The organism is Cobetia sp. PDI-23MA (genome assembly GCF_059507735.1).
In genome coordinates, this window is record NZ_CM183352.1 from 3,535,227 (window position 1) to 3,560,428 (window position 25,202).

At 63.2% G+C, this 25,202-nt stretch carries 22 protein-coding genes; 13 read left to right on the forward strand and 9 right to left on the reverse strand.

Features of this window, described 5'->3' with window-relative positions:
• Window positions 1-459: 459 nt before the first annotated feature.
• From aroB to pilM, 7 genes are all read right to left on the reverse strand, one after another.
• On the reverse strand, window positions 460-1,566 hold the full coding sequence (gene aroB / locus AC5WNJ_RS15000) for a 3-dehydroquinate synthase (protein WP_253064128.1): 1,107 nt from the start codon (window positions 1,564-1,566) through the stop codon (window positions 460-462).
• 69 nt (window positions 1,567-1,635) lie between these two features.
• Window positions 1,636-2,178: a shikimate kinase AroK gene (gene aroK / locus AC5WNJ_RS15005; RefSeq protein ID WP_495930097.1), complete on the reverse strand. Its 543-nt coding sequence runs from the start codon at window positions 2,176-2,178 to the stop codon at window positions 1,636-1,638.
• A complete protein-coding gene (locus tag AC5WNJ_RS15010) occupies window positions 2,178-4,241 on the reverse strand; it encodes a type IV pilus secretin PilQ (RefSeq protein ID WP_495930098.1) in 2,064 nt (687 codons plus the stop codon). Before AC5WNJ_RS15010 ends, aroK begins: the two co-directional genes overlap by 1 nt.
• 152 nt (window positions 4,242-4,393) lie before the next feature.
• Window positions 4,394-4,945, reverse strand: coding sequence for a pilus assembly protein PilP (locus AC5WNJ_RS15015; protein WP_495930099.1), 552 nt, complete (start codon window positions 4,943-4,945; stop codon window positions 4,394-4,396).
• Window positions 4,942-5,574 carry a type 4a pilus biogenesis protein PilO gene (locus tag AC5WNJ_RS15020; RefSeq protein WP_176678016.1) on the reverse strand — a complete coding sequence of 211 codons (633 nt, stop codon included), beginning with the start codon at window positions 5,572-5,574 and terminating at the stop codon, window positions 4,942-4,944. The genes AC5WNJ_RS15015 and AC5WNJ_RS15020 overlap by 4 nt, the downstream gene beginning before the upstream one ends.
• Complete coding sequence (locus AC5WNJ_RS15025; protein WP_495930100.1) at window positions 5,571-6,161, reverse strand: PilN domain-containing protein; 591 nt, start codon at window positions 6,159-6,161, stop codon at window positions 5,571-5,573. Before AC5WNJ_RS15025 ends, AC5WNJ_RS15020 begins: the two co-directional genes overlap by 4 nt.
• Window positions 6,158-7,222 (reverse strand): type IV pilus assembly protein PilM, encoded by a 1,065-nt coding sequence (gene pilM, locus AC5WNJ_RS15030; RefSeq protein WP_175089640.1) that lies wholly within the window; start codon window positions 7,220-7,222, stop codon window positions 6,158-6,160. The genes AC5WNJ_RS15025 and pilM overlap by 4 nt, the downstream gene beginning before the upstream one ends.
• Window positions 7,223-7,470: 248 nt before the next feature.
• Here pilM and AC5WNJ_RS15035 point away from each other — a divergent pair, with 248 nt between their 5' ends.
• Together AC5WNJ_RS15035 and AC5WNJ_RS15040 are read left to right on the forward strand one after the other, a co-directional pair.
• On the forward strand, window positions 7,471-9,987 hold the full coding sequence (locus AC5WNJ_RS15035) for a penicillin-binding protein 1A (RefSeq protein ID WP_495930101.1): 2,517 nt from the start codon (window positions 7,471-7,473) through the stop codon (window positions 9,985-9,987).
• Between the two features lie 263 nt (window positions 9,988-10,250).
• Window positions 10,251-10,973, forward strand: a complete 723-nt coding sequence (locus tag AC5WNJ_RS15040; protein ID WP_253064138.1) for a DUF481 domain-containing protein — start codon at window positions 10,251-10,253, stop codon at window positions 10,971-10,973.
• A gap of 173 nt (window positions 10,974-11,146) precedes the next feature.
• Here AC5WNJ_RS15040 and AC5WNJ_RS15045 read toward each other — a convergent pair whose 3' ends face one another.
• Both AC5WNJ_RS15045 and rpmE read right to left on the reverse strand, forming a co-directional pair.
• Entirely contained in the window at window positions 11,147-12,415 is a 1,269-nt protein-coding gene (locus tag AC5WNJ_RS15045) for a malic enzyme-like NAD(P)-binding protein (RefSeq protein WP_495930102.1), read from the reverse strand.
• A gap of 513 nt (window positions 12,416-12,928) precedes the next feature.
• Window positions 12,929-13,141: a 50S ribosomal protein L31 gene (gene rpmE / locus AC5WNJ_RS15050; RefSeq protein WP_176678021.1), complete on the reverse strand. Its 213-nt coding sequence runs from the start codon at window positions 13,139-13,141 to the stop codon at window positions 12,929-12,931.
• Between the two features lie 240 nt (window positions 13,142-13,381).
• Here rpmE and AC5WNJ_RS15055 point away from each other — a divergent pair, with 240 nt between their 5' ends.
• The 11 genes from AC5WNJ_RS15055 (at window position 13,382) to tatA (ending at window position 25,201) form a co-directional block, all read left to right on the forward strand.
• Window positions 13,382-15,640 carry a primosomal protein N' gene (locus AC5WNJ_RS15055; protein WP_495930103.1) on the forward strand — a complete coding sequence of 753 codons (2,259 nt, stop codon included), beginning with the start codon at window positions 13,382-13,384 and terminating at the stop codon, window positions 15,638-15,640.
• A gap of 239 nt (window positions 15,641-15,879) precedes the next feature.
• A complete protein-coding gene (argS, locus tag AC5WNJ_RS15060) occupies window positions 15,880-17,565 on the forward strand; it encodes an arginine--tRNA ligase (RefSeq protein ID WP_495930104.1) in 1,686 nt (561 codons plus the stop codon).
• A gap of 3 nt (window positions 17,566-17,568) precedes the next feature.
• Entirely contained in the window at window positions 17,569-18,222 is a 654-nt protein-coding gene (locus AC5WNJ_RS15065) for an SPOR domain-containing protein (protein WP_495930105.1), read from the forward strand.
• Between the two features lie 331 nt (window positions 18,223-18,553).
• Window positions 18,554-19,075, forward strand: a complete 522-nt coding sequence (gene hslV / locus AC5WNJ_RS15070) for an ATP-dependent protease subunit HslV (RefSeq protein WP_043332970.1) — start codon at window positions 18,554-18,556, stop codon at window positions 19,073-19,075.
• A 1-nt stretch (window position 19,076) separates the two neighbouring features.
• The gene (hslU, locus tag AC5WNJ_RS15075) at window positions 19,077-20,402 is read left to right on the forward strand and encodes an ATP-dependent protease ATPase subunit HslU (protein ID WP_495930106.1); all 1,326 of its coding nucleotides are present in this window, start codon (window positions 19,077-19,079) and stop codon (window positions 20,400-20,402) included.
• A gap of 344 nt (window positions 20,403-20,746) precedes the next feature.
• Window positions 20,747-21,106: a gamma-butyrobetaine hydroxylase family protein gene (locus tag AC5WNJ_RS15080; RefSeq protein ID WP_495931063.1), complete on the forward strand. Its 360-nt coding sequence runs from the start codon at window positions 20,747-20,749 to the stop codon at window positions 21,104-21,106.
• Between the two features lie 146 nt (window positions 21,107-21,252).
• Complete coding sequence (gene ubiE, locus AC5WNJ_RS15085; protein ID WP_043332974.1) at window positions 21,253-21,999, forward strand: bifunctional demethylmenaquinone methyltransferase/2-methoxy-6-polyprenyl-1,4-benzoquinol methylase UbiE; 747 nt, start codon at window positions 21,253-21,255, stop codon at window positions 21,997-21,999.
• Window positions 22,000-22,006: 7 nt separating this feature from the next.
• Complete coding sequence (locus AC5WNJ_RS15090; protein WP_495930107.1) at window positions 22,007-22,675, forward strand: ubiquinone biosynthesis accessory factor UbiJ; 669 nt, start codon at window positions 22,007-22,009, stop codon at window positions 22,673-22,675.
• Window positions 22,672-24,300, forward strand: a complete 1,629-nt coding sequence (ubiB, locus tag AC5WNJ_RS15095) for a ubiquinone biosynthesis regulatory protein kinase UbiB (RefSeq protein ID WP_176678027.1) — start codon at window positions 22,672-22,674, stop codon at window positions 24,298-24,300. The genes AC5WNJ_RS15090 and ubiB overlap by 4 nt, the downstream gene beginning before the upstream one ends.
• Window positions 24,301-24,501: 201 nt before the next feature.
• The gene (locus tag AC5WNJ_RS15100; RefSeq protein WP_043332980.1) at window positions 24,502-24,837 is read left to right on the forward strand and encodes a phosphoribosyl-ATP diphosphatase; all 336 of its coding nucleotides are present in this window, start codon (window positions 24,502-24,504) and stop codon (window positions 24,835-24,837) included.
• A 109-nt stretch (window positions 24,838-24,946) separates the two neighbouring features.
• On the forward strand, window positions 24,947-25,201 hold the full coding sequence (tatA, locus tag AC5WNJ_RS15105; RefSeq protein ID WP_176678028.1) for a Sec-independent protein translocase subunit TatA: 255 nt from the start codon (window positions 24,947-24,949) through the stop codon (window positions 25,199-25,201).
• Window position 25,202 lies beyond the last annotated feature (1 nt).

Here is a 25,202-nt window from a genome sequence, read left to right on the forward strand (position 1 = left end):
ATAGTGGCGCCATCAGTGTCGCTACACGACGCCAGATTTCCCTCGAGCATATCCCCCAGCTTCCCGCCTGCGCAATTCTCCACAGGTCGCCCATCGACCAAAAAAACCTGACAAAACCGAAGGTTAGAAGAACCTTCAACCAAAAAACCCTGTAGGCTCAAGCGCTTAGCAGGTAGACATGCCTCATGAATTTCGCCTTGCAACTTTAGTATTGGTTAAATAAAAAACAGCGTTCTTATTCGCATCACCCCATACCGATTGCGCATACGGCATACCAATTCAGGAATCACGCACCTCGATACGCTCCCCGCTGCGAGCCATTCGCTCATCACGACGCGCTGACAGCCGCCAGAGAAAAGCCAGCCGCCAAAAGAAAAGCCGCCACCCGAAGGTGACGGCTTGCATGATCGTCGGCGCCCGTGAATCGACCAATGGCTGGCCAGAGCGCCGGTGTCGATATCAGCGAGAGCTGCGCGGCCAGTGCTCCAGCATGTCGGCCAGCACGCCAGCAGGCGCCTCTTCGCTGATCACCGCGCGGCCGATGCGCTCAAGCAGGATCAGGCGCAGACGACCATCGACATTCTTCTTGTCCAGCTGCATGTGCTTGAGGAAGTCCTCGACGCCCATGTCTTCCGGAGCCGCCAGCGGCAAGCCTGCCTTGGCGATGATGTGCGAGACACGCTCCACATCCGCACTCGACAGCCAGCCCATGCGCGCCGAAAGCTCAGCCGCCATCAGCATGCCGGTGCCGACGGCTTCACCGTGCAGCCAGGCGCCATAGCCCTGATCCGTCTCGATGGCATGCCCGAAGGTGTGGCCCAGATTGAGCAGCGCACGCACACCCTGCTCGGTCTCGTCCTGCGCCACGACATCCGCCTTGATGGCACAGCTGCGGCGAATGGCTTCACCGAGCAGGGTCTCGTCCAGCGCCATCAAGGCCGTCATGTTGTCTTCCAGCCAGCTCAGGAAGCTTTCATCCCACAGCAGACCATACTTGATGACCTCGGCCATGCCCGCCGACAGCTCACGCTGCGGCAATGTCTTGAGACTCGCGGTATCGATCAGCACCAGACGCGGCTGCCAGAAGGCGCCCAGCATGTTCTTGCCACGCGGATGATTGACGCCGGTCTTGCCGCCCACCGAGGAATCCACCTGCGACAGCAGCGTGGTCGGCACCTGGATGAAGGCCGCGCCCCGCTGATAGCAGGCCGCCGCGAAGCCGGTCATGTCACCGATCACACCGCCACCGAGGGCGATCAAGGTGCAGCGGCGATTGAAGCCGGCCTCGAGCAGGGCATCCCAGATCAGGCCGATGCTGGCCATGTGCTTGGTCTGCTCACCGTCGTCGAGGATGACCTCGCGGATATCGAGCCCCTCGCCCAACGAGGCCTTCAGTGCGTCCAGATACAGCGGTGCCACCACGGTGTTGGTGACGATCATCACCTGACGCCCCGCAAGGTGCTCACGAATCAGATCACCACGTGCGGTCAGGCCCGGCCCGATATGAATGGGGTAACTACGCTCGCCGAGCGCGACATCAAGACGATGAGCAGGTGCCAGGGACATCAGAATTCTCCTTGGGCGAAACAGGTGACAGCGACTGATGCCCGCCAGGGCCACCAGCCGCTGATGAGACTAGCCAGGGGCGTGCAACGGGTTCGCCAGTGCCTTGATGCGGCGACGGATCTCGTTGGTGACCGCCCGAGGACTGCGCCGATCGGTACGCACGATGATATCGGCCGTCTCGCGGTAGAGCGGGTCACGCAACTCGAACAGGCGCTTGAGCACCCGCCCGGGGTCATCCTGCTGCAACAGCGGACGATTGCGATCACGGCCGGCTCGCTTGAGCTGCTGCTCGACCGGCGCGTAGAGATACACGACAGTGCCGCGTTCGCGCAGTACGCGCCGATTGGCCTCCGCCATGATGGCGCCACCACCGGTGGCCATCACGACCTCCCTGAGCGAGGTCAGCTCATCGATGACAGCCTGCTCACGCTCACGAAAGCCGGACTCGCCCTCGACGTCGAAAATCCACGGAATGCTGGCTCCGCAGCGGTCTTCAATCACATGGTCGCTATCGCGAAATTCACGATGCAAGTCGGCCGCCAGCAGGCGGCCGATAGTGCTCTTGCCGGCCCCCATGGGGCCGACAAGGAATACGTTGGGAATCACATGCATCAGCGCACCGCCAGGCCGTCCTCGATGATCTTCGGGGTAATGAATACCAGCAATTCTACCTTCTCGTTGGACTCTTCGGTATAGCGGAACAGATTCCCGATCACCGGTAGGTCCCCGAGGAAGGGCGTCTTGAAGACGCTGCGAATCTGCTCGGAGGTCAGAATGCCACCCAGCACCACGGTTTCGCCATCATTGACCAGCACCTGCGTCTCGATTTCATTGGTATCGATGGCCGGTTCGCCATTGAAGCTGTCATCGGAGACATCGTCATTGTTGATCAACAGGTCCATGATGATGCGGTTGTCAGGCGTGATCTGTGGCGTCACTTCCAATGCCAGCACCGCTTCCTTGAACTCGATGTTGGTCGCGCCGCTGGAGGTCGCCTCCTCGTAGGGAATTTCCTGGCCCTGCTTGATGACGGCCTTCTTCTGATTGGCCGTGATGATCTTGGGCTGCGAAATGGTCTGGCTCTTGCCTTCGCTTTCCAGCGCCGAGAGCTCCAGGTCCAACAATACATCGCCGGAGAGATAACCAAAGCTGAAAGTATTGCTCGGACTAATATCATCCCCTAGATTGACGGACAGACCTCCTTCGCTTGCAGTGCCGTCTGATGCTCCAAATCGATCTATTTTACCCTTGGTATCCTCTTTTCCAGATATTCCCCAATTGACCCCTATTTCACTGGAGACACTGCTACGCGCGATGACGATGCGCGCTTCGATCTGCACCTGACGCACCGGGATATCGAGATATTCCAGCGTACCGCGAATGGACTCGAGCGTATCGCGGGTGTCCTGGATCAGCATGGTATTGGTGCGCTCATCGACCATCACGCGGCCCCGCTCGGACAGCAGACCGATACCGCCTTCACCGCGCAGCAACGCCGCCAGGTCCGCCGCCTTGGCATAACGCACCTGGATGTATTCGGTGGTCATCGGCGCCAGTTCCTTGACCTGCTGATTCGCCTCGAGCTCCTTGCGCTCGAGTGCCGCCAGCTCTTCGGCCGGTGCGACCATCAGCACGTTACCCATGCGACGACTGGCCAGACCGTTGGACTTGAGCACCAGATCCAGCGCCTGATCCCAAGGCACTTCCTTCAGGTTCAGGGTCACGTTGCCGGTGACGTTGTCACTGGCGACCAGATTGAGCCCCGTAAAGTCAGCGATGATCTGCAGCACGGAGCGCACTTCGATGTTCTGGAAGTTGAGCGAGATCTTCTTGCCGGTGTAGGGGAACTTGTCCTTGATGCGCTCCGCCTGCTCTTCACGCGTCAGCGGTTTGACCTCGAGCACCAGCTCGTTGCCTGCCTGGGTGGCCAGCTGGGTGTAGTAGCCACTGGCGTCCACCACCATACGCACACCATCACGGGTACGCTGCGGATCGATACGGGTCACCGGCGTGGCGAAATCGCCGACATCCAGCACCTGATTCATCTCCGGCGGCAGCTTCACGCCCTTGATGTCGACGTAGATCTTGCGCCCGCGCTCGGTGACACGTGACTCGACATTGGAGCGATTGAAGTTGATCACGACGCGGCCTTCACCATCCGTGCCACGACGGAAATCGATGCCACTGACGGCCGGCTCGCTTGCCACTTCCAGGGCACGGTTGTCCGGCGGTACGCTGGCGGCGTTCGCCTGGGAGGCAGTCGCAGGCTGAGCGCCCGGCGCACCGCCCTGCTCGCCGACGATGACGTAGAGGCTGTTGCCCTCGGTGCGCGTGACGTAAGGCTTGGACTGGTTGAGCTTCATGACCAGACGCGTGCGCGAGCCGGCCTCCAGCGCCACCAGCTCGTCCACGCCGCTGAGCCCCAGATCGAAGCGACGCTTGTCGAGCTGGCTGCTGGTATCCAGGAGATCGATGGTGATGCGCGGCGGCGTCTCGATACGGTAGCCCTTGACCTCCGGCACTCCGCCGACGAAGTCGAGCTTGAGCTCCATACGGTCGCCTCCGAGGGCGGTGAAGTTGAGGTCCTGCAGCGATGACGCGGCCATCGCCACATTTGCCATCAGACTTCCGACTGCCGCCAGCCCCAGCAGACTCATTCGTTGCAATCGCGTCATGTTCCCTAGTCCCCTGTCTCGCCGTGGCTCCGTTCAACCGTCGGGCTGATCGCGCCTTATTCTTATCGAAGCGTTATGGTGTCGGTCGTGAACTCTTGCGGGTCGACCGTTCGTCTTCCGTGACAATATGGCTACTGCCAACGCCAGTGATCTCAACCACCTGTCGACACGGGCTCTTTCAGCGCCATGGCGCGAGACCGCTCTATCCAACCGCCCTGACCATTGGGTACGATTTCCACCATATCGATCTGCGTATCACCGATACGGGTGATCCTGCCGAAGTTGCTGCCCATATGGTTGCCGACCCGCACACGCTGGATTTCTTGCTCCGGCGTCAGAATCAATGCCGAGCGCGCGCCATCGACATCCAGCGTCCCGACCATACTGAGCTGTTCCATCGGCCAGGCTTCCAGTGGTTCACGAGGGCGATCGAGGTCCGGTCGCACACCGTTGTCGACGGCCGTCAGCTCCTCTTCGGGCTCCGGCAGGCGTGACTGGAAAGGACTGCGTGCATCCGCCATGTCATAGGTGACGGGATGATACTCGGGTTGCGGCGGCAACTCCTGCACCTTGCCGGAAGGACGCCCTCTCAATGACTCGAGCTCCCCTTCCAGCGCGCCCAGCTGCGGGTCTCCACAACCCGCCAGCAGAGTGACCAGCAACACAGTTCCCATCACGGTATTTCGACGTGTCATCAGGCTCATTGCTTGCCTCCTGATGTTGCCGGGGTCTGACGATAATTGTAGGTCTTGGCCAGCAGCGACAGCTCGAGGTCATCGCTGTTGGCGACCGGCGTCAGCACGAAATCATGCAGCGTCACGATGCGTGAAAGCCCCGCGACACCGGAAATGAAGGCGGCGATACGATGATAGTCGCCGCGCACCTTGATATCGAAAGGTTGCTCGACGTAGAAGTTGCGATTCTCCGCCGGCTTCAGACGGATGTACTCGACCGCCAGCTGGTTGTTGATCGCCGTCTCGCTGATGTCATCCAGCAGCGCCGGGACTTCCGCGTCGGTGGGCAGCATTTCCAGCAGCTGGCCCATGCGGGACTCCAGCTCCACCATCTGCTCGCGCATGGCCGGCAGGTTGGCGGCCTTGAACGCCTTGCTCTCGAACTGCTGAAGCAACTGACTTTCCTGGGCACGCAGACGCTCGAGGTCATCCGCCTTGGGCGCCGCAAGAAACCAATGGGACGCCCAGAACAGGGCGCCCAGCACGATGAGCGCCAGCACGGCCTGCAGCGTGACCGGCCAGATGCCGGCTTCCTTCAGATCAAGATCACGAAAATCCGTCGACTTGAGGCGGCGGATTTCAGCATCGATGAAACTCATCGCCGACCTCCTTTCTTGTCATTTTCCGCATCGGAAGCGTTCAGCGCCGCCCCCATCGGGCGCTCCGGGATCATGATATTGAAGCTGCGCTGACCGTCGTCATTGCTCTGCACATCGGAAAGCGTCGGGGTGCCGAAGGAATCCGACAGGGCAATGGCACGCATCAGGCCGGAGACCTGACGCGTGCTTTCCGCCGTGCCATTCGCCTTGAGCTGGCGCCCGCTACGACTGATGCTCTGATACCAGGCGCCGTCCACCAGAGACGTCACCAGCTGATTGAAGATCCGAACCGTTTCCGGACGCGAGAACTGCAGACTTCGGATCAGCTCTATCTGGTCGAGCATCTGGGTGCGTCGTGCCTCGATGTCCTCGACTTCCTTGATATCACGATTGAGGCGGGCCATTTCCTTCTCGATGAAGGCATGGCGCTGCTGCTGCGCCTCGAGCTGGCTCTGGTAATACTCGCTCATGCCATAGCCGCCACCGATGCCGATGATGGCCGCCAACGCCAGTATGCCCATGAAGCGCTTGCTGCGCTTCTCACGCCGATCTTCACGCCAGGAAAGCAGGTTGATCTCGATGGTCATGAGCGCTTCCTCATCGCAAGACCGCAGGCCGTGAGCATCGCCGGGGCATCGCCCGCCAGCGCCTGGATGTCGACGCGCGGATTGACGCTCATGTGAGTGAATGGGTTGGCCATGATCACTTCAAGCCCGGTGTGCTCCGCCAGGCCTTCACGCAGCCCGGCGATGGCGGCCGTACCGCCCCCGAGCAGGATGCGCTGAACCTCGCGGCGCTTGCCAGCGGTGTAATAGAGCTGCAGTGAGCGTGCGATCTGCTGGATGAGCGTCTCGCGGAACGGACCCAGCACTTCGCTGTCATAGGTATCCGGCAGGCCGCCCCGCTTCTTGGCCAGACCCGCCTCATCATTGGAGAGATCGAAGCGATTCATGATCTCGTCCGTCAGCTGACGCCCCCCGAAGACGGCGTCGCGACTGTAGACGATGCGGCCATTCTGGATGACGTGGAAGGCGGTCATCGTCGCGCCGATATCGACGACGGCAACGCACTCTTCGTTGTCGTAGGTCGGCGGCAACTGATGACGCAGCTCGCCGAAGGCGCGCTCAAGGGAGAAGGTCTCGACATCGACGGCAGCCGGCTCGAGGCCGGCCTGGGAGAGTGCCGAGGTCAGCTGATCGACATCCAGGCTGCGACACGCCACCAGCAGCAGATCCTGCTGATCGGGATTGCGCGGATTGACGCCCAGATGCTGGAAGTCGAACGCGACATCGTTCAGCGGAAAGGGAAAGTGCTTCTCGGACTCGAGCGCGATGCGCTGCTCGATCTCATCATCGGCGAGGTTGGCCGGGAAGCTCAGTGTCTTGGTGATGGCAGCACTCGCGGGAACCGCGACCACGGCCCGCTTCGAGCGCGGCTGTGCCTGCTCGACCGCGCGCTTGATGGCGAGCACGACTTCGTCCATGTCCCGTATCCGTCGCTCCACGACTGCGCCTTCCTTGAGTGGACGCACCGCATAGCTATCGATCTGGTATCGATTTCCTTGCCTGGACAGCTCCAGGAGCTTCACCGTGGCCGACGTGATATCGACCCCGATGAGTCCCTTGCCGGCGGATTTGAGTCCCAGCAATTGGCGTTCCCCTGCTCTGATGACGATCTTGCCAGACTGGCTGGCCGCCGGTTCCCTGACGACGTTGCCGCGACACCCTCTATCATTCCAGGATGTTACATTATGTTTCCCAGAATAACACAACAGGCGCGCAAGTCAGGGTTCAACGCTGGCCGCACCTGAACCCGCTACTTATAATGCCCCAGCAATGGAATTGCCAATCACCGCGCAGCCACTCGCTTTTCTTACCCACGGACCCTGTCTTGCCCATGAAGCTATTGAGACGACTATTTTCGCCAGTGTTCTGGCTGCTGCTATCACTATGTGCCGCGGGACTTCTGGCCATCGTTGGCGCTTCGCTGTACTTCTCGCCGGGCCTGCCCGACGTCCATCAGCTTCAGGACACCAAGCTGCAGACGCCGCTGCGCATCTATACCCGCGATGGCAAGCTGATCGGCGAATACGGTGACCAGCGCCGCATCCCGGTCACCTACGACGAGATTCCCGAGACCTTCGTCGACGCCCTCCTCGCCGCCGAGGACAGCAACTTCTTCTCCCACCCGGGCATCGACCCCAAGGGGCTGGCGCGCGCGGCCGTGCAACTGGCCTCCAGCGGCAGCATCCAGTCCGGTGGCAGTACCATCACCATGCAGGTGGCGCGCAACTATCTGCTGACGCTGGACCAGACGTTCACGCGCAAGATTCGCGAGATTCTGCTGTCGCTGCAGATGGAAGAGATCCTCTCCAAGCAGGAGATCATGGAGCTCTACGTCAACAAGATCTTCCTGGGCCATCGCGCCTACGGGATCGCCGCCGCTGCGCGCACCTACTACGACAAGTCCCTGGATGAACTGACACTGGCCGAGCAGGCCATGCTGGCCGGCCTGCCCAAGGCGCCGTCGAGCTTCAACCCGCTGACCAATCCGCAGCGTGCACTGATCCGTCGCAACTGGATCCTGCTGCGCATGAAGGAGCTGGGCTACATCGAGCCGCAGGCCTATGACGAAGCCGTCAAGGCGCCGATCACCGCGGCACGCCACTCCTCCAGACCGGAGGTGCAGGCACCCTACGTCGCGGAAATGGCGCGCAGCTTCGCCGTCGACCGCTTCGGCGACAAGGCCTACACCGACAACGTCCGCATCACCACGACGCTGGACAGCTCGCTGCAGCCAATGGCACGTGATGCGCTGATCAAGGGGCTGATCGCCTACGATACCCGCCACGGTTGGCGCGGGGTCGAGGAATCCGACATCGCAGCCTCCCTGGCGGAAGCCCAGGACCAGACCGATCAGGCCGGCCTCGAGGAAGAACTCTCCAAGTCGCCGGAAGTACTGGAAACCGCCAGGCAGGCAGCCCAAAAGAGCGAGAAGCGCATCGCCGGCATCGACCGAGATGTCTCGAACTGGCTGAAAGTGCTCGACCGTACCCCGGATTACGGCCCGCTGAAGGCCGCCATCGTGGTGGAAAGCACCGGCAAGCAGATGAAGGTACTGCTGGCCGACGCCACAGCCGTGACCCTCGACTGGGACGGTCTGAAGTGGGCGCGTGAGTACAAGAGTGCCAAATGGCGTGGCGGCGTGCCGGGCTCGGCCGCCGAGATCGCCAAGACCGGCGACCTGGTGCGCGTGATCAAGCAGGATGACGGCTACCGTCTGGGCCAGCTGCCGGATGCGCAATCCGCCATCGTCTCACTGGACCCGGAAAGTGGTGCCATCCTCGCCCTGCAAGGTGGCTTCAGCTATTCCGCCAGCAAGTTCAACCGCGCCATCCAGGCACGCCGCCAGGCAGGCTCGATCTTCAAGCCGTTCGTCTATCTGTCCGGGCTCGAGCAGGCCGGCATGTCACCGGCGACCATCATCAACAACGCCCCCGTCGTGCTTCAGGATGGCGGCAAGGTATGGCGCCCGGAAAATGCCGGCGGCAAGTTCACCGGCCCGACCCGCATCCGCGTTGGCCTGTATCGCTCGCTGAACCTGGTCTCCGTGCGTCTGCTGCAGACGGTCGGCCTCGACAAGACCCTCGACTTCCTGGTCAAGCTGGGCTTCCAGCGTGACGAGCTGCCCAATGGCCTGTCACTGGCCCTGGGCAGCGCCTCACTGACCCCGCTGGAGATGGCACGCGGCTACGCCGTGCTCTCCAATGGCGGCTTCCGTGTCGAGCCCTGGTACATCGATACCATCACGCGTGGCGATGACGAGACCGACTACGAGGCACATCCGGCGGTCGCCTGCGCCAACTGTGCACCGGGCATGGTCACCGTCAATCGTGACGGTCGCCAGTACCCGCTGGCCGAGCGTGTCGCCTCCCCCGAAGCCATGTACCTGATCCGTGACATGATGCAGGATGTCATCAAGCGCGGTACTGGCCGTGGCGCGCTGACGCTGGGTCGCGATGATCTGGCTGGCAAGACCGGTACCACCAACGATCAGCGCGATGCCTGGTTCTCCGGCTTCAACAGCAAGCTGGTGGCCACTGTCTGGGTCGGCAAGGACTCCAACGACACCCTGGCCGAGTATGGCGCCCAGGCTGCCCTGCCCATCTGGGTCGACTACATGCGCGGCGCCCTCGAGGGCATGCCGTCCTCCACCATGGAGCGTCCGGACAACATCGTGACGGCGACCATCGACCCGGACTCTGGCAAGCGCCTGCGCAGCGGCCAGTCCGGCGGCATCAGTGAGCTGTTCCGCAAGGATAATCTGCCACCCTACAAGGAACGCACCATCCGCAAGGAACTGGAGCAGGAAAGCGGTTCGGAAGGTACCGGAACTTTCGAGGCCATCTTCTGATCTGATCTCCAGCCCTCGCCCACCAACCTAATCGGCAGGGGGAGAGCCCAAGGAAGAGCGGCCGCTGGTCGCTCTTCTGCCATCTGAGCATTCAAAAGGCTCCCCCGTGTCGCGCCCCACTGGTAGCATGCGGATGATGCGCCAGGCCGCCTCGCTCAGCACGCGTCATCTCGCAAGTCACATTCCCGATGATGATGTCATGCCACAACCATGCCGGAGTTCGCATGCTTCACCCACTGCCCACACTGCGCAGGACCGCGTTTATGTGCCTGGCCCTGCTTCCCCTCGACACGGCTGTCGCAGACGACCTCTTCTATGCACCACCACCCGCCAGCGAGGACTCTGAGCCCTTCAGCGGCCAGGCCGAGCTGGGCTTCACCAAGCTGTCGGGCAACTCGAACAGCGAGACCCTGCTGGGCAAGACAAGCCTGTCCTGGCACCTGAAGCCCTGGACTCACACCTTCCGAGTGGAGGCCAAGCGCGTCTCCAGCAGCGGCGAGACCACGACCGACAAATACCTGGTCGGCCAGCGCGAGCGCTACGACCTCAGCGACGACCACTACGCCTTCGGCCTGCTGCGCTGGGAGAAGGAGCGCTTCTCCGGCTACAACCACCAGGTCACCTCCATCGTCGGTCAAGGCGTCACACTGCTGGATGGCCCCGAACACAACCTATCCCTCGAGGCCGGGCCGGGCTATCGTTTCGATGACATCACAGCGGGGGATCACGAGAACTACCTGCTGGGCTATGGCGCCATGGACTATCGCTGGCAGCTGTCCGACACCTCCAAGTTCGAGCAGCAGTTCTCGGCGGAGGCCACGCGCGAGAACGTGATCAGTCGCAGCTATACCGCGCTGACGGTCGCCATCAATGCAAGCCTCGCCCTCAAGCTCTCGCATGAGATCGAGAACAACACCAACCCGCCCGATGAATCGGACGCCAACACCGATACCACCACGGCGGCCTCCATCCTCTACAGCTTCTAAGCAAAGCCTACCCTCGCCTAGGCACAAACCATGCCTGCCGGTGGCTCATCCCCGCAATGCATGACGGAAAGCAGCCACCAACAAAAAGCCCTCCCCGGAGGCTCCGGCGAGGGCTTTTTCATATCTTGCATCACCTTGGCGACGCTACCAACCGGCCATCAGGCCGTAGGCACTCAACCGTAGACCTGGTCTGTGCTGGTCAGCGGGTAATGCGCCGGGAACGGCTTGCGCGCGACACCGGAATCGATGGCCGCCTGGGCCACAGCAGCCGGCAGACGCTCGAGAAGACGCGAGTCCATCGGCGTCGGGATGATGTAACCCGGGCCGAATTCGAGGCTATCGATCTCGTAGGCATCCAGCACATCCTGGCTGACCGGCTCACGCGCCAGGTCTTTCAGAGCGTGGACGGCAGCCAGCTTCATCTCTTCATTGATACGCGTCGCACGCACATCCAGCGCGCCGCGGAAGATGAACGGGAAGCCCAGCACGTTGTTGACCTGGTTCGGGTAGTCGGAGCGACCTGTCGCCATGATGACGTCCGGGCGTGCTTCGCGAGCGGTATCCGGGTGAATTTCCGGATCCGGATTGGAGCAAGCAAAGACGATCGGGTTGGCGGCCATCTTCTTGAGCTGCTCAGCCTTGAGCAGGTTCGGGCCGGACAGGCCGACGAAGACGTCGGCGCCATCGATGGCGTCGTCCAGCGTGCGCAGCTCGGTCTCGGTGGCAAACATCGCCTTGTACTGGTTCAGGTCGTCCCGGCCGCTGTGGATCACGCCCTTGCGGTCGAGCATGAAGATGTTCTCGACCCTGGCACCACTGGAGACCAGCAGCTTCATGCAGGCGATGGCGGCAGCGCCGGCACCCAGGCAGACGATACGCGCGTCTTCCAGCTTCTTGCCGGCGATATCCAGGGCATTGAGCATGCCGGCCGCGGTGACGATGGCGGTACCGTGCTGATCGTCATGGAAAACCGGGATGTTGCACTGTTCGATCAGCGCCTGTTCGACTTCGAAGCACTCCGGTGCCTTGATGTCTTCCAGGTTGATGCCACCGTAAGTGGTATGGATGCGACGCACGGTGTCGATGAAGGCCTGCGGGCTTTCCGCATCCACTTCGACATCGACGGAGTTGATGCCAGCGAAGCGCTTGAACAGCACGCCCTTGCCTTCCATGACCGGCTTGGAAGCCAGCGGCCCCAGGTTGCCCAGGCCAAGGATGGCAGTCCCGTCAGAGATGACCGCGACCAGATTGCCCTTGCCGGTGTACAGGTAGGCGTTTTCCGGGTCGGCGGCGATTTCGCGGCACGGCTCGGCAACGCCCGGGCTGTAGGCCAGCGCCAGGTGCTTGGCGGTCTCGGTCGGCTTGGTCAGCTCGATGGAGAGCTTCCCGGGAATCGGTTCGGCGTGATATTGCAGTGCTGCTTTCTTCATGGCATCAGACATGCGTGTCATCCGGTATTTTGGCGGGGGTTGGCTGCTCCAGAATATAGAAAAAGACACTTCTGAACAACCGACGCAACTTGCTGTTATGCATGACTTTAAAACGATCGTTTAAAAAATGTTTTAGCCATTCGTCTAACGTTATGGATGCCCTATCCAGCCATAAACCTTTCCTTATCACTGACAGGATTTCTCGTCGATTTTGCCCCTTGCTGACGCCACGATTCGCGCAAGATCCTCGATTTTCGACCGCTCACCGACGCAACCCACCATTCCGGCGCGCTTAATGCAGAGGCAGAGCAGAAAAAGTGCCAAATCGGAAACAATCTTTCCCTTCAGCAAGCGCAGCGCAGAGGTGACATCTTCGCAAGGGCATCTCGAATCAGCTGTCGTGGTCGCGGCCCTCTTCAGAGGGGCCTGAACGACAGGCACAAAAAAACCCGCTCGTGAGCGGGTTTTTCGTCCATGACGCTGCAAGAGGCGCAGCGCCATGAAAGCGACAAGCAGCTGAAGGTATCAGCGCTTGATGGCAGCACCGAAACGCTTGTTGAAGCGCTCGACGCGACCACCGGTGGTAGCCTGCTTCTGCTTGCCGGTGTAGAACGGGTGGCACTCGGAGCACACGTCAAGCGCGAAAGCCTGCTTGGAAGTGGTACCGATTTCGTGCTGCGCGCCGCAGGAGCAAGTTGCGGTCTGTCGCTGGTAGTCCGGATGGATACCCTGTTTCATGATGTGTAACCTCAGGTCGCTGTGCACCGCCACCTGATCACTTGCCAGGCACCGTACACGGGTTTTGGATTGAACCGGTCATTCCGCCGTTTCCGACGGAAGGCCGCGCATTTTACCAGTCATCTGCCGCAAGACCAAACTTTGTGCCGTTTATTGCGAGCAACACTCTGTAGACTGCGTGCCACGGCATATTCCCGTTTTCCTGAATGCTTCATATCACCTCATATCCGGATACCTTGCGTGCCTGACACTACCGACAAGACTGCGACTCACCTGCCGGGACCTGTGCTGGGCATCGCGATTCCCGGCCCGCTGCGCGATCTGTTCGACTACCTGCCATCCCGCCAACCGCCCCGCCACGGCTGGCAGGTGGGCCTGCGCGTGCGCGTCGAATTCGGGCGTCGCCAGCTGGTCGGGGTGATCGCCGAGCTGCGCAGCGACTCAAGCTTCCCCATCGACAAGCTCAAGCCAGTCAGCGAAATCATCGATGACGAGCCGCTGCCGGCCGACTGGTTGTGGATATGTCAGTTTACCGCGCGCTATTACCAGCACTCGCTCGGCGACACCTTCGCCCAGGCGATGCCCTCGCTGCTGCGTCAGGGGCGCGCCCTGGAGGCGCGTACCCGTGAGCGCTGGACGCTGACCGACAAGGGCCGCACCACCGAGCCGGCAAGCCTCGGGCGAGCCACCCGCCAGATCGCGTTGCTGGGACTGCTCGCCCAGCATCGTCATGGCCTGGTGCACAGCGCCATCACCGCCCAGGGCTTCACCCGCCAGCAACTGGAAACCCTGCGCGGTCGCGGCTACATCGAATCCCGCGAGGAGCCGGTGACCGGCGCCACGCCGGAGCAGGCCAGCAAGGGCGTGCTCGCCGAACCCAGCCTGGCCCTCAACGATGAGCAGGGTCGCGCCCTCTCACGTCTGCACGACGGTCTGAGTCAATTCTCACCCACGCTGCTGGAGGGCGTGACCGGCTCCGGCAAGACCGAGGTCTACCTGCAGCTGATCGAGGCGGTGCTGGACCGCGGCGGCCAGGCGCTGGTGCTGGTGCCCGAGATCGGCCTGACGCCCCAGACGCTGGAGCGCTTTCGCAGACGCTTCCGTGTGCCGCAGGTGATGCTGCACTCCGGCGTCAGCGATGGTGAACGCCTCGATGGCTTCGAAGCCGCCCGCAGCGGCCGGGCGCGCATCGTGATCGGTACCCGCTCCGCCATCTTCACGCCGATGGCCAGACTCGGCGTGATCATCGTCGACGAGGAACACGACGGCTCCTTCAAGCAACAGGACGGCCTGCGCTATCACGCTCGCGATCTGGCGCTGGTGCGCGGCAAGCAGGAAGGCATCCCCGTGGTGCTCGGCAGCGCCACGCCATCCCTTGAGAGCCTGCGCCATGCCCGCGAGGGGCGCTTCACGCATCTGCACCTGCATCAGCGCGCCGGACGCAGCCAGCCGGCCCGACTGCATCCGGTCGACCTACGCGGCCGCATGACGCTGGGCGGTCTCTCGACCCAGAGTCTGGAAGCGATCGAGAAGCGCCTCGCCCAGGGCGATCAGGTGCTGGTATTCATCAATCGACGCGGCTTCGCGCCGACCCTGACCTGCCATGCCTGCGGCTGGATCGCCGAATGCGACAACTGCGATGCCCGCATGACCCTGCATCGCCATCCGCCCCAGCTGACCTGCCACCACTGCGAGCGCACCCGCCCGCTGCCGGACGCCTGCCCGGCCTGTGGCAGTGGCGACGTTCGCCCGCAGGGCGCAGGCACCGAGCGTACCGAAGAGCTGCTCGGCGAGAAATTCCCCAACGTGCCGGTGCTGCGCATCGACCGCGACAGCACCCAGCGCAAGGACGCCATGAGCGAGGCGCTGGCGGTGATCCGGCGCGGTGAGCCCTGCCTGCTGGTCGGCACCCAGATGCTGGCCAAGGGCCACCACTTTCCTCACGTCACCCTGGTGGTGGTAGTCAATGCGGACAGCGGCCTCTACGCCGCCGACTTTCGCGCGCTGGAGCAGTCCGCGCAGCTGCTGGTGCAGGTCGCGGGTCGCGCCGGACGTGCCGAGCGCCCCGGCGAGGTATTGATCCAGACCCGCCACCCGGAAGACCCCAACCTGCTGACACTGATCCAGGCCGGCTACCCGCAGCTGGCGGGAGAGTTGCTCGAGGAACGTCGCATCGCCCAGCTGCCGCCCTTCAGCCATCTGGCCTTGCTGCGCGCCGAGGCCAATGATCAGCAGCAGGTCGAACAATGGCTGTTGAAGGTGGGGGGTGCCCTGCGTCAGCACGTCGAGGCAGCCGGGCTCAAGGTGGATTGCCTCGGCCCGGTGCCCGCGCCGATGGAGCGCCGCCAGAATCGCTATCACGCCCAATTGCTGTTGCGCTGTGCGAAACGCGGCCCGCTGCATGAAGCGGCGGCCTGGCTGGTGACACTCTGCGAGCAGGACCGCGACGCACGCCGCCTGCGCTGGTCGCTGGATGTCGATCCCATCGGCATGGCCTGAAGGAAGCGCGAGCACCTCGAGGCCCTCGACGCCGCCCTCGCTGAACTGACCACTCTCCCTGCAGAGCCCGGAATGCGGCGCGATTGATCACGACGGTTTATGCAAGCCGCAGGATCGGTGATAATGCCCGCCATCGTGCAGCGACATCCGCACTCTCCCCTTGCCCGCAGGCCTGATGCCTGCAACCGCCTGCTGATTGGCACGCGGTGCGACCCGAGCCGTGAAGAGACCGATATTCCATGAAAGAGACGATCATCGAACTGCTGGGCCAGGCCCTGGAAACCCTCAAGGCCGACGGCACCCTGCCGGCCGACGCCAGCCCGCAGATCAAGGTCGACCCGACCAAGGACAAGAGCCACGGTGACTACGCCAGCAACCTGGCGATGATGAGCTCCAAGGCCGCCGGCATGAAGCCGCGTGATCTGGCCGAGAAGCTGATCGCGGCGCTGCCGGCCTCCGATGCCGTCTCCAAGGTCGAGATCGCCGGCCCCGGCTTCTTGAACTTCTTCGCCGATACCGGCGCGGTCGCCGATATCGTGCGTCGCGTCTTCAGCGAGAGCGACAGCTTCGGTCACAGCGATGCGGGCGCCGGCGAGAAGGTCCAGGTCGAGTTCGTCTCCGCCAACCCGACCGGCCCGCTGCACGTCGGTCACGGCCGCGGTGCTGCGGTCGGCGACGTGCTGTGCCGCCTGCTGGCCGCGACCGGTCACGATGTCACCCGCGAGTTCTACTACAACGACGCCGGCGCCCAGATCAACAATCTGGCACTCTCCGTCCAGGCACGCGCCAAGGGCCTGGGTCCGGACGACGCCAGCTGGCCGGCCGATGGCTACCGCGGTGACTACATCAGCGAACTGGCCGCCTCCTACATGGCCGGCGACACCGTCGAGGCCGATGGCAAGCAGGTCACCGGCGCCGCGGATACCGACGACCTGGAGGCCATTCGCGTCTTCGCCGTCGCCTATCTGCGTCACGAGCAGGACCTCGACCTCAAGGCTTTCGGTGTCGAATTCGATGTCTACTTCCTCGAGTCCTCCCTCTACAGCGACGGCAAGGTCGAGGAGACCGTCAAGCGTCTGGTCGACAACGGCTATACCTACGAAGACGATGGCGCCATGTGGCTGCGTACCACCGACTTCGGTGACGACAAGGACCGCGTGATGCGCAAGCGTGACGGCGGTTACACCTACTTCCTGCCCGATGTCGCCTACCACCTCGACAAGTGGCAGCGAGGCTTCACTCAGGTCATCAACGAGCAGGGTGCCGACCACCACTCCACCGTGACCCGCGTGCGTGCCGGCCTGCAGGCCTTGCAGGCGGACATCCCCAAGGGCTGGCCGGACTACGTGCTGCACCAGATGGTCACCGTGATGCGCTCCGGCGAGGAAGTGAAGCTCTCCAAGCGTGCCGGCAGCTACGTGACCCTGCGCGACCTGATCGAGGAAGTCGGCCGCGACGCGACCCGCTACTTCCTGGCCGCACGTCGTGCCGACTCCCAGCTGACTTTCGACATCGACCTGGCCCGCTCCCAGTCCAATGACAACCCGGTCTACTACATCCAGTACGCTCACGCCCGTGTGCACAGCGTGCTGCGCAAGGCCGAGCGTGAGGAGAAGCCCTTCGACGAGGCCCTGGCCATGGCGCAGCTCACCCTGCTGACCAGCGATCAGGAAAAGGCCGTGATGAACCGCATGGCGCAGTTCCCGGATGTCGTCGCCCATGCCGCCAAGGTGCGCGAGCCGCAGCAGCTCGCCCAGTACCTGCAGGACCTCTCCTCCGACTTCCACACCTGCTACAACGCGGTGAAGGTGATGGTCGAGGACGATGCGACCCGCAATGCGCGCCTGGCTCTCGGCCTGGCGACCGCTCAGGTCATCCGCAACGGTCTGGCCCTGCTGGGTGTCAGCGCGCCCGAGGAGATGTAAGCCATGGCCGCTCGCCGCTCCGCCAGCAAGAAGCCCGCCTCCCGCCAGGGGGCGAGCCCCCGTCGTCAGCCCGCCGCCAGCCAGAGTCGTGGTCTGCCCGGCTGGCTGTGGGGCATCATCGGTCTGATCGCCGGCTTCGCTCTCGCGCAATACTTCGAGAAACAGGCTCCGCGTCTGCCGGTCGCGGCCATCGTGCCCAAGGCCAACACTCAGCAGAACGGACAGCAGAGCGGGCAGCAGACCGCCAGACAGAGCAACCAGCAGCAGAAGGAAGCCGCCGAAGAGTCCGCCGGCAACATGCCGACCTTCGAGTTCTACACCCTGCTGCCGGAAACCGAGGTGATCGCGCCCAAGGTGGATGAGTACAAGTCCACGCCGCGACCGGGCAGCGCCGAGAGCACCAAGAAGTCCGAGGCCTCGCTGACCAACTACATGTTGCAGGCCGCGTCCTTCCGCGAGATGAGCGATGCCAAGAAGCTGGCCGGCAAGCTCAAGGACCTTGGTCTGCTGGCCAAGGTCAGTGACGTCAATGCCTCCGGCGGCACTGTTTGGCACCGGGTGCAGGTCGGCCCCTACAAGGACACCCGCGAGCTCAATCGCGCCCAGGACCTGATGAACACCCAGGGCATCGAGCCCCTGTTGATCAAGCTGCAGTAAGCCAGGCGTGAGCCTTGCGACAGACGGGCCCGCTCATTTTTGAGCGGGCCCGTTGCATGAGGGCGCAGACCAGGGCCGATCGCAATCAACGCTGAGTCGCCGATGACTTGAAACCCGTATCGGCGCCCCCATCTACAGCATTCCGGTGAGACATCAGGCCCGCGTGCCGCCCATCAGGCGGTGCAGGATCGCGGCAAGCAGTGGCAAGCGCCAGACTGACGATCACCACCCGTTTTACGCGACGAGGCCACGGCCTCGTCTGCCCAGAAATGCCATGCCCGGCCCCGTTCACCTTATTCCAATCGCCGGCATGCTCTCTCAGGAGTTATCCATGACCACGATCGTCTCCGTGCGTCGCAACGGCCAGGTCGCCCTGGCTGGTGACGGCCAGGTATCCCTTGGCAACACTGTCATGAAAGGCAACGCCGCCAAGGTGCGTCGTCTGTATCGCAATCAGGTACTGGCCGGCTTCGCCGGTGGTACCGCCGATGCCTTCACGCTGTTCGAACGCTTCGAAGCGCAGCTCGAGAAGTATCAGGGCCAGCTGGTGAAGTCCGCCGTGGAGCTTGCCAAGGAGTGGCGCTCAGACCGCGCTCTGCGCAAACTTGAGGCCATGCTGGTGGTCGCCGACAAGCATGCCTCCCTGATCATCACCGGCAATGGTGACGTGGTCGAGCCCGAGCACGGCGTGCTGGCCATCGGCTCCGGCGGCAACTACGCCGAGGCCGCCGCGCGTGCCCTGATCGAGAATACCGAGCTTTCCGCCCGCGAGATCACCGAGAAGTCCATCTCCATCGCGGCCGACATCTGCGTCTTCACCAACCACAATGCCATCATCGAGGAGCTGTCCTGAGATGTCCCAGATGACCCCGAAGGAAATCGTCAACGCCCTCGACCAGCACATCGTCGGCCAGCCGGAAGCCAAGCGCGCCGTGGCGGTTGCCATGCGCAACCGCTGGCGCCGCATGCAGCTCGATGACGATCTGCGCCCGGAAGTCACGCCGAAGAACATCCTGATGATCGGCCCGACCGGTGTCGGCAAGACCGAGATCGCCCGTCGTCTGGCCAAGCTGGCCGGCGCGCCCTTCCTCAAGATCGAGGCAACCAAGTTCACCGAGGTCGGCTATGTCGGCCGTGACGTGGAATCCATCATCCGCGACCTGGTCGAGGTCGCGATGAAGCTGGTGCGCGAAGACGCCATGAAGGAAGTGCGCGACAAGGCCGAAGATGCCGCCGAAGAGCGCATCCTCGACGCCCTGCTGCCGCGTGTGCGTGGCGAAGAGTACGACGCTGCCGCCAACAACAGCAGCACGCGCCAGATGTTCCGCAAGAAGCTGCGCGAAGGTCAGCTGGATGACAAGGAAATCGACATCGAGCTGAGCCCGGCCAGCCAGAGTCTCGATTTCGCCACCCCGCCGGGGATGGAAGAGATGACCAGCCAGCTGCAGTCCATGTTCTCCAACATGGGCAAGCAGCAGAAAGAGAGCCGTCGCATCACCGTCAAGGAAGCGCTCAAGCTGGTTCACGAGGAAGAAGCGGCCAGAATGGTCAGCGATGAAGACCTCAAGAGCCGTGCCATCGAGGCCGTCGAACAGAACGGCATCGTCTTCCTCGACGAGATCGACAAGGTCGCCAAGCGTGGCGAATCCGGCAGTGGCGGCGATGTGTCCCGTGAAGGCGTGCAGCGCGATCTGCTGCCGCTGATCGAAGGCTCCACCGTGTCCACCAAGCACGGCATGGTCAAGACCGACCACATCCTGTTCATCGCCTCCGGTGCCTTCCACCTGTCCAAGCCGTCAGACATGATTCCGGAGCTGCAGGGCCGTCTGCCGATCCGTGTCGAGCTCAACGCCCTGACGCCGGAAGACTTCAAGCGCATCCTGACCGAGCCGTCCGCCGCCCTGATCCGTCAGTACAAGGCATTGCTGGCGACCGAAGGCGTCGAGCTGAGCTTCGCGGATGACGCCATCGAGCGCATCGCCCAGATCGCCTATCAGGTCAACGAAGGCACCGAGAACATCGGCGCCCGCCGTCTGCACACCGTGATGGAACGTCTGCTGGAAGAGATCTCCTACGAGGGTGGCGATCAGCCCGGCGAACTCCAGGTCGATGCAGCCTACGTCGATGCCCGTCTGGGTGATCTGGCCCGTGATGAAGACCTGTCGCGCTACATCCTCTGACGACACGCTCACGCGCCCGACAGCCCTTCATGGAAGCCAGTCCCGTTCCTGAGGGGACTTCTGACGCCCGATCCGGCTTGGCCCGGATCGGGCGTCAGTGCATCATGCGCACAAGACACATCGACCGGCCAAGCGCCGCGCTCGACGCCTATCTGCCTTCGCCATGCCGCCCTGCGCCTACACGCCGCCGCGCGGCATGCAAGCCCGAGGATGCCCCGATGAGCCACGACACCCCCAGGAACGCCGCCGCGTCCCACGACGCTGATACCAGCGGCCAGCAACGCGACTACCGCCTCAACGAGCGCCATGCCCGCGATGGCGAAGAGGCCCCGGTACCGACGCGCGTGCACTACCATAAGTCACAGCGCGAACTGGAACTGGGCTACGCCGATGGCCAGAGCTTCCGCCTGAGCACCGAATTCCTGCGCGTGATGTCGCCGTCGGCGGAAGTGCGTGGCCACGGCGTCGGCCAGGAAACCCTGCAGGTCGGCATGCGCTACGTCGGGCTGGCCAACATCACCCAGAGCGGCCGCTACGCGCTGAAGCTGCACTTCGATGATGGCCATGACAGCGGCCTGTATACCTGGGAATACCTGTGGGAACTGGCCAATCGCCGCGACGCCATGTGGGCCTACTACCTGCGCCAGCTGGAAGAGGCCGGCGCCTCGCGCGAGCCACTGGGCATTCCGCTCAACCAGCTGTAAGCCACTGATGTCACTGGCGCGGCAAGATGTCCGAGTCGACGTCTTGCCAAAAGACAGCCCGCTGGCCAGCGGTTACAATCGAGCCACTGCGAAAGCTCACCATATCGTGCTGACGTCGCCACGGCGGCGTCACAACAGGGGAAGTCATGGACAAGCGTACGACTCACTTCGGTTATCAGGAAGTTGCCGTGGACGAGAAGGCAGGCCGCGTCGCGGATGTCTTCCACAGTGTCGCCGCCAAGTACGACGTGATGAATGACCTGATGTCGTTCGGCATCCACCGTCTGTGGAAGCGCATCACCCTGGAGCGTGCCGGCGCCCGTCCCGGCCAGTCGGTGCTGGACATCGCCGGCGGCACCGGTGACCTGACGCTGAAGTTCTCGCGTCTGGTCGGCCCGAAAGGCCGCGTGGTGCTGGCCGACATCAACGCCTCGATGCTCAACGTCGGTCGCGACAAGCTGCTCGACCGTGGCGTCGGTGGCAATGTCGAATACGTACAGGCCAATGCCGAAGCCCTGCCCTTCCCGGACAACACCTTCGACATCATCACCATCGCCTTCGGGCTGCGCAACGTCACCGATCAGGCCAAGGCCCTGCGCTCCATGCAGCGCATCCTCAAGCCGGGTGGCCGCCTGCTGGTGCTGGAATTCTCCAAGCCGGTCAACCCGCTGCTGTCCACCGCCTACGACCAGTACAGCTTCCGACTGCTGCCGAAGATGGGCGAGATGGTCGCCGGAGACGCCGACTCCTACCGCTACCTGGCCGAGTCCATTCGCATGCACCCCGACCAGAAGACCCTGGCCGGCATGATGGAAGAGGCCGGTCTCGAGCGTGTCGAGTACACCAACCTGACGGGCGGCATCGTCGCGTTGCACCGCGGTATCAAGCTCTGAGGCTGTCATGGCATTGCTGACCCCCCTGCTGTTGGCGACCGCTGAGCGGACGCTGAATCAGCTGCTGGCTCGCGACCCGGCCTCGACGTCGCGCCTTGAGGCACTGGCAGGCCGACGCCTGCTGGTACGTGTCGAACGCCCCGCCTTCGACCTGCTCGTGCATTTCGACCTGCAGGGCCTGCACCTGTTGCGCCTGCCCCAGGCCAACGAGAGCGATGGCGACGTGGTGGTGGAGCTCGACATGGAGACCGCCGCCGCCCTGCTGTCCGGTGAATCCATCGAGCGCCTGATGTTCGAGGGCCGCCTCGCGGTGCGTGGCCGCATCCATCTGCTGGAGAGCGCCCGTGACCTGGTGATGGACCTCGACCTGGATTGGGAAGGCGCGCTCAGTGAGTGGTTCGGCGAAGCCCCCGGCCATAGCCTGGCCACCGGCTTGCGCAGTCTCGGGCGTTTCGGCCTGATCAGTCGCCGCGAGCTGGAACTGGACCTGCGCGAATACCTCACCGAGGAAGTGCGCTGGCTGCCCGGTCAGGCGCAGATGCGCGTCGCGCGTGACGAGCTGACCGAGCTGACCCAGTGTCTGGATCGCACCGAAGCGCGTCTGGCGCGGCTGCGCCGTCATCTCGAGGCCGCCACCTCTCATCAACCTGCCGAGCGGGAGTGCCAGCCGTCGTGAGACTCTATCGCCTGCTGAGTATCCTGTGGGTCATCGCCCGCTACCGCCTCGACGACCTGGTGCCGCCGGGGCGCGTGCCGGCCCTGCTGCGCCCGCTGCTCAAGCTGTCGCCGCTGCGTCTGTTCCCCATCGGAAGACGCACGCGCGGCGAGCGTCTGCGTCTCGCGCTCGAGGCCCTCGGCCCGATCTTCATCAAGTTCGGTCAGATGCTCTCGACGCGCCGCGACCTGCTGCCGCCGGACATCGCCGACGAACTCAAGCGCCTGCAGGATCAGGTGCCACCGTTCGAGAACCAGGTCGCGCGGGAGCTGGTCGAGCAGGAACTCGAGATGTCGGTCGAGGAAGCCTTCGCCGAATTCGAGGCCCAACCCCTGGCCTCGGCCTCCATCGCTCAGGTACATGCCGCACGCCTGCACGATGGCTCGGACGTGGTGGTCAAGGTCATACGGCCGCGCATCGAGGAAGTGATGCGCAAGGATATCGGCCTGCTCTACATGTTCGCGCGCCTGTTGATGAAGGCCTCACCGGAGGCCCGCCGCCTGCGCCCGGTCGAAGTCGTCGCCGACTACGAAGCGACGCTGTTCGACGAGCTCGACATGCACAAGGAGGCCGCCAACACCTCCCAGCTCAAGCGCAACTTCCTCGACTCGCCGCTGCTCTACGTCCCGGCCATCCACTGGCCACTGACGGGCCGCCGCGTGATGGTGCAGGAACGCATCCGCGGCATCCCGGTGGCCGATATCGAGGAGCTGACCGCGCAGGGCACCGATCTCAAGAAGCTGGCCGAGCGCGGCGTGGAAATCTTCTTCACCCAGGTATTCCGCGACAACTTCTTCCACGCCGACATGCACCCCGGCAACATCTTCGTCTCGCGCGAGAACCCGCACGACCCGCAGTTCATCGCCATCGACTGCGGCATCGTCGGCAGCCTCACCCGCGAGGACCAGGACTATCTGGCCCGCAACCTGTTGGCCTTCTTCCGCCAGGATTACTACGAGGTCGCGGCGCTGCACATCGAGTCCGGCTGGGTCGGCGAAGGCACGCGCGCCAACGAGTTTGCCGCTGCCATCCGCGCCGTCTGCGAGCCGATTCTCGAGAAGCCGCTCAAGGACATCAGCTTCGGCCAGGTCCTGCTGGGGCTGTTCCAGACCGCGCGCCGCTTCAACATGGAAGTCCAGCCACAGCTGGTGTTGCTGCAGAAGACACTGCTCAACATCGAGGGCCTCGGCCGCCAGCTGTATCCGGACCTCGACCTGTGGGCCACCGCCCGCCCCTATCTGGAGCGCTGGATGAAGGAGCGCGCCGGCCCCAAGGCGTTCTGGGCCGAGATGGTCAAGCAGGCACCGGAGCTGTCACATCAGCTGCCCCAGCTGCCGGCGATGGCCTTCCAGGCCATGCAGCGCATCGAGGACGAGCATCGCGCCCGCCAGCGCCAGACCGAAGCTCTGGCGACCCTGCGGGACCGCGTCAACCACGCCTCCAGCACCGGCTGGCGCCTGCGTGCCGGCGGACTACTGCTCGCCATCGCCTTCGGCTGGCAGCCCCTGATGGCCTGGGCGGAGACCCAGCCCGTGACGGTACTGGTGGGCGCAGGCCTGGGAATCGTGTTATTGCTGTGGCGCTAGCCGCAGGCAGACATGATGGCCTGACTGGCCCGGCGCGCAACGACACTTGCCGCCCCATGGGACGCAGTGCAATATGAATGACATATAACACTTGCATCCTGAGTCGCCTGCCCACGCCGTGCCGTTTGCCTTGCAAGATGTGCCGTCAGCGCAGAACTCGATGACTTAACGCAAGACCCAAGCTTTCAGGAATGATGATTCATGAGTGATATTCTCAACCGTCTGTCAGTGGTACTGGCAGAACGGCGCGACGCTGACCCGACCTCCTCCTATGTCGCGAGCCTGCACCACAAGGGCCTCAACAAGGTACTGGAGAAGATTGGCGAAGAGGCGACCGAAACCGTACTGGCCGCCAAGGATTTCGCTCACGACGACGTGGACTCGCAGCGTGCAGTGATCGGTGAGACCGCTGACCTGTGGTTCCATTCACTGGTCATGCTGTCGCATCTGGGGCTGGATCATCAGGAAGTGCTGGATGAGCTGGCGCGCCGCTTCGGTGTATCCGGCCATGATGAAAAGGCCGCTCGCGGCCAGTGAAGGACCCATATTATTCCGGCGCAAGCCGGCTTTCCGGCAGAGGTGCCAGCACCCTGCAAGTCTCAAGGCCCAATGACCCGGTGTCAGCGGCCCAAATGGAGAATTCCCCATGTTAGGTGGCATCAGTATCTGGCAGCTTCTCATCGTGCTCGGCATCATCATCCTGATCTTCGGAACCAAGAAGCTGCGCAACGTCGGCTCTGATCTCGGCGGTGCCGTGAAGGGCTTCAAGGGCGCGATGAAGGAAGAAGAGAACAAGAGCGACGAGCCGACAGCCCAGCAGAAGGTCGCGCATGAGGAAAAGCGCGGCGACACCATCGATGTCGAGGCCGAGAGCCGCGATACCGCTGACAAGCGCTCGTAAC

Bases quoted from the DNA above. Each gene is read 5' to 3' on its own strand.
- AC5WNJ_RS15025 (WP_495930100.1), bottom strand. From the start codon at position 6,161: ATGACCATCGAGATCAACCTGCTTTCCTGGCGTGAAGATCGGCGTGAG.
- AC5WNJ_RS15010 (WP_495930098.1), bottom strand. From the start codon at position 4,241: ATGACGCGATTGCAACGAATGAGTCTGCTGGGGCTGGCGGCAGTCGGA.
- AC5WNJ_RS15045 (WP_495930102.1), bottom strand. From the start codon at position 12,415: ATGTCTGATGCCATGAAGAAAGCAGCACTGCAATATCACGCCGAACCG.
- argS (WP_495930104.1), top strand. From the start codon at position 15,880: ATGAAAGAGACGATCATCGAACTGCTGGGCCAGGCCCTGGAAACCCTC.
- ubiE (WP_043332974.1), top strand. From the start codon at position 21,253: ATGGACAAGCGTACGACTCACTTCGGTTATCAGGAAGTTGCCGTGGAC.
- aroB (WP_253064128.1), bottom strand. From the start codon at position 1,566: ATGTCCCTGGCACCTGCTCATCGTCTTGATGTCGCGCTCGGCGAGCGT.
- rpmE (WP_176678021.1), bottom strand. From the start codon at position 13,141: ATGAAACAGGGTATCCATCCGGACTACCAGCGACAGACCGCAACTTGC.
- AC5WNJ_RS15065 (WP_495930105.1), top strand. From the start codon at position 17,569: ATGGCCGCTCGCCGCTCCGCCAGCAAGAAGCCCGCCTCCCGCCAGGGG.
- tatA (WP_176678028.1), top strand. From the start codon at position 24,947: ATGTTAGGTGGCATCAGTATCTGGCAGCTTCTCATCGTGCTCGGCATC.
- AC5WNJ_RS15035 (WP_495930101.1), top strand. From the start codon at position 7,471: ATGAAGCTATTGAGACGACTATTTTCGCCAGTGTTCTGGCTGCTGCTA.
- hslU (WP_495930106.1), top strand. From the start codon at position 19,077: ATGTCCCAGATGACCCCGAAGGAAATCGTCAACGCCCTCGACCAGCAC.
- AC5WNJ_RS15100 (WP_043332980.1), top strand. From the start codon at position 24,502: ATGAGTGATATTCTCAACCGTCTGTCAGTGGTACTGGCAGAACGGCGC.
- AC5WNJ_RS15020 (WP_176678016.1), bottom strand. From the start codon at position 5,574: ATGAGTTTCATCGATGCTGAAATCCGCCGCCTCAAGTCGACGGATTTT.
- AC5WNJ_RS15015 (WP_495930099.1), bottom strand. From the start codon at position 4,945: ATGAGCCTGATGACACGTCGAAATACCGTGATGGGAACTGTGTTGCTG.
- hslV (WP_043332970.1), top strand. From the start codon at position 18,554: ATGACCACGATCGTCTCCGTGCGTCGCAACGGCCAGGTCGCCCTGGCT.
- AC5WNJ_RS15090 (WP_495930107.1), top strand. From the start codon at position 22,007: ATGGCATTGCTGACCCCCCTGCTGTTGGCGACCGCTGAGCGGACGCTG.
- aroK (WP_495930097.1), bottom strand. From the start codon at position 2,178: ATGCATGTGATTCCCAACGTATTCCTTGTCGGCCCCATGGGGGCCGGC.
- AC5WNJ_RS15040 (WP_253064138.1), top strand. From the start codon at position 10,251: ATGTGCCTGGCCCTGCTTCCCCTCGACACGGCTGTCGCAGACGACCTC.